Below are 3,714 nucleotides of genomic sequence, written 5' to 3'. Positions count from 1 at the left end.
AAACCCGCATCGTCGTCGACACTGGCAACTCACGGCTGGATGCCCCCATCCTGGCAAATGCCGATGGTGACAAGCTCAATCTGGATACGCTGGGCAACAACGACCTGAGGCTGCAAGTCTGGGCGGCATCTAACGAATTCCAACGGGATGATGTCGTCATCATGAACCTCACGGGCACCACCCTCGAAGGCAAAGCCATCGACGTCGAGGTGCGCCAATCCATCGACAAAACACCGCCCACGGTGGTCGAGGTATTGATGGCGAATGCCGGCGCCCGTGCGCTGGCGAAAACCCAAGCAAGGTTTGCCTTCGAACTGGAGCGCGACGGCAGTGTCATTCAGCGCTCCAAGGGCCGCTTCATCAACATCGTCGGCGAACCCGAACGCCTGAAGGCGCCCATTGTCGTGAGCGAAGCAGGCGGTTCGCTTGATCCGGACCTGCCGAGCGTGATCATCCGCATTCCGTACGATCCGCAGATCACCCCCGACAACGCGATCGTGATCGTATGGGTCATCACCTTACCGAACGGTACTGTCTACGAGCCGTATCTCGACTGGATCTTTCCTACTCAGGAGGAAACCGATGACCCCGACGGTTTTATCGTTCTTGTCTCAGGCATTCACCTGAAACCTGGCGAAGGCGGCACGCTGGATGTGTCGTACAACCTGCTCAGCGAAGCAGAGAACGGCGACGTCATCAGCCGGCCATCCTTGCCCGCCGCGCAACTGAACATCGGCGAGCCGAAGTTTGAACTGGTGGTGCCGATCCTCCTCGGGGAAAAAGACGGCGCGCTGGAACCCAAAGACCTGCCCAACGGCATCAGCGAGGTCACCTGCCCCAACCCGGTCAACAATCCGACCAAGGCCAAGGACGTGGTGTACTGGCAACTGCGCGATGCCCAGGACAAGTTGCTCTTCGAGGACAACAAGCTCCTCAACTCACTGAGCGCCGGCAAAGATGTGAAATTCTCTCTCAGTGCTGCGTTTGTGCAGCAACATTTCGAAGCCCGGCGCGGTGAAGAGCTGAGTGTCCGTTACCACATTGTGCGGTTCGAGTCGGGAAAGACCAGTTATTCGAATCCGTTGGGGTTTACTGTCGGAGCCGCCATCCCTCACACATTGCCGGTGCTCAAGCAAGCCACCGGTACCGGTGCAAACGTGACCCTGGCCCCTCTCGATGCGCGCAACGGTGCGACAGTGCAGGTGGATTCCCCGAGTCTTCTCACCGGTGATCAGGTGCAACCGGTAGTAACGGGCAAGAATTCGCCAACAGTCCCGGCCAAAACGGCGACGACCGGTGTACCGCTCGAATTTAATCTGGGCAAGGATTTCATCGCTGCGCAAATCGGCAATACAGACACAACGTTTACCCTCAAGTACATCGTGACACGTAACCAGAATGACACTACTTCCGATCCGGTGACGGTCACCGTCAAGCCACTGCCGGCCGCCGAGCTGGACAAACTCAACATCCTTCAGGCCGACGGTACAGTGCTGGATCTGTCGAAGGTCACAACCGGTGCCACGATACAGGCGGGTGTGTGGGCTTTCATAAAAGCCGGGCAACCGGTCAGGTTGACACTCAAAGGCAAGAAGGCCGGCGGACTCGCCCATGATCTGGAGGTATGGAAGGTGCCTGGCGCGGCGGTCAATCAAGGTTGGATAGACAATGGAAAATTCGATCGGGCAGTGCCCCACAGCTACCTCAAGGATCTGGCCAACAAAAGCACACTGGAGCTGCATTTCAAGGCAGCACTGACCACGAGTCAGGTGGAAGCGGACGCAATTGTGGCGCCGGTGAAGACTTATACGATCAAGGCCGTGGAGGATGTGAAACCGGCTATCACCTCGATCCAAGACTTTCCCAGCGGCGACAAGATTCCTGCTGGCGGGAGCACCGTGGGAAAGGCGCTGACCCTGACCGGTACGGCCACTCGAGGTCAGAAGGTCCAAGTGCAGGACGGCACCACGTCGAAGGGCGAGGCCACCACCGACTCGACGACGGGTATCTGGAGTCTGCTGGCATCCGGATTACGCGTTGCGCTGTACAACTTCACGGCCAAGGCTTTGTATGGCTCGGAGCAGACCTCCGAACCATGGGCGGTGACAGTGAAGACTCACACGATAGTTACAGGCGTTCAGGATCCCTATCATATGGCCATCAGCCCTGATGGAAAGTACGCCTATGTCGCCGGTTTTAATAGCCACTACCCTGAAAAGGACAATGCGGTGGTGACGGTGATTGATATCGGCACCCAAAAAGTGATTGCGACAATTCCATCTTATCTGGGGGGTTCCGGCATTGCTGTTTCCCCGGATAACAGTCGCATCTACGTATGCATGCAGTCCCTCTATAGTTCTCCACGTCTGGCAGTAATTGATGCCAAAAGCTTTGTAATTATTCGTCAAATCACGATTGATATCGCAGGAAGGGTTGTCTTAAGCCCGGATGGCACCCGTGTCTATGTAGTCGGAACCACGGCCAGCGATTTCCCCAATGGCAGACTGATAGTAATCGACGCTGTTCAGTTGCAACCTGTTCGAACCATGGCTCTGCAAAACAACTCTTCTAATGTCACCGTCAGCCCAGACGGTACTCACGTCTATGGAGTCAACGCAAACGGCGGCGGTGGGTCTAGCCAGGGAACGATTTCGGTAATTAATGCGCAAACCTTCAGCGTGCTCAAACACATCGAAGTCGGTTCCAATCCTCACGGCACAGTAGTGAGCCCGGACGGCCGTTTCATCTATACCATCAGGTCGTACGGTGACGTGCTGGTGGTGATCGATGCCCGGACGCTTTCGGTGATTCGTGAGATCCCGGTCGGAGGAAGCGGGTATTATTTGTCAATCAGTCCCGACGGCAAGCACTTGGTATCCAGTACTGGCACTACAGGAGTTGTGGTTGATACCGGCACCTTTGATGTCAAACGAATCTTGCCTGGAGATCCATTTGATTCGACGGCGTTCACCCCGGACGGCACCCGCGTTTTTGCTGCAAATTACCAGAAAAATGAAGTTTGGATATTCACCGTAAGCTAAATTCCCACAGAGCTGAAGCGTGGATTGTGTTACGCGATGATATCTGTAGCGAGGGTAAACCCTTGCCACAGATGATTGCGTTGTCCATGTGAACGGTGGTCACTCAGTTCAGACCGAAAAGAGACCGAAAAGGGGACGCATTTATTTATTCGATTTTCGGCTGACTAACTCAGGAGCAAACAATGAGTGGAGATGTTTAATCGACATTTCCAGACACTCACTCAGGCTACACATCCTTGCGCCGCTGCCTACAGCTACGCCAGAATCCGCCGGCTTGTGCGCCTTGGGGGCGGGCTTNAATCCGCCGGCTTGTGCGCCTTGGGGGCGGGCTTTATCGTTTGCCGGTCGCTGACGAATCAGCGATCGGGTTTCGCAGCCCGGGTCAATCAAGGCGCATTGCGCCACCGTTTCCTTTCAGTTGGCGCTTTTTTTTCGTCTACTGGATTGTGTTATGGCGGCTGTGCGCGGGAGATCTTCGGGTCTGCCGGGTTCCTTGATTCCCGGTCTGCGAACCTGCGTACAGCTGCCACCTCTCTTCGTTTCGCAGCGAACCGTGGCGGCTCCACTAATCAAGGAGCATCACTATGTTCAAAGCCACACCCAACCCGCCTGAAACCGATCCAACCTCCCCCTACGAAACCCTCGATTCAAAAAAACTCCACGAAGCCGCCGA

Annotated in this window: 1 protein-coding gene and 1 pseudogene; both read left to right on the top strand. The window is 55.8% G+C overall.

Annotated elements, in window-relative coordinates; all coding sequences use genetic code 11:
• Window positions 1-3,041: YncE family protein (locus tag HCU66_RS26750; RefSeq protein ID WP_205891357.1), on the top strand; the 3,041-nt coding region annotated here is incomplete at its 5' end.
• 584 nt (window positions 3,042-3,625) lie between these two features.
• Window positions 3,626-3,714, top strand: a pseudogene (locus tag HCU66_RS27705) (DUF6124 family protein); the annotation flags it as partial.

The sequence above is a fragment of the Pseudomonas frederiksbergensis genome, assembly GCF_017114915.1.
Lineage (GTDB): Bacteria > Pseudomonadota > Gammaproteobacteria > Pseudomonadales > Pseudomonadaceae > Aquipseudomonas > Aquipseudomonas frederiksbergensis_I.
Note: the sequence above shows the minus strand (reverse complement) of the source record. Positions and strands in the feature narration are given on the sequence as shown.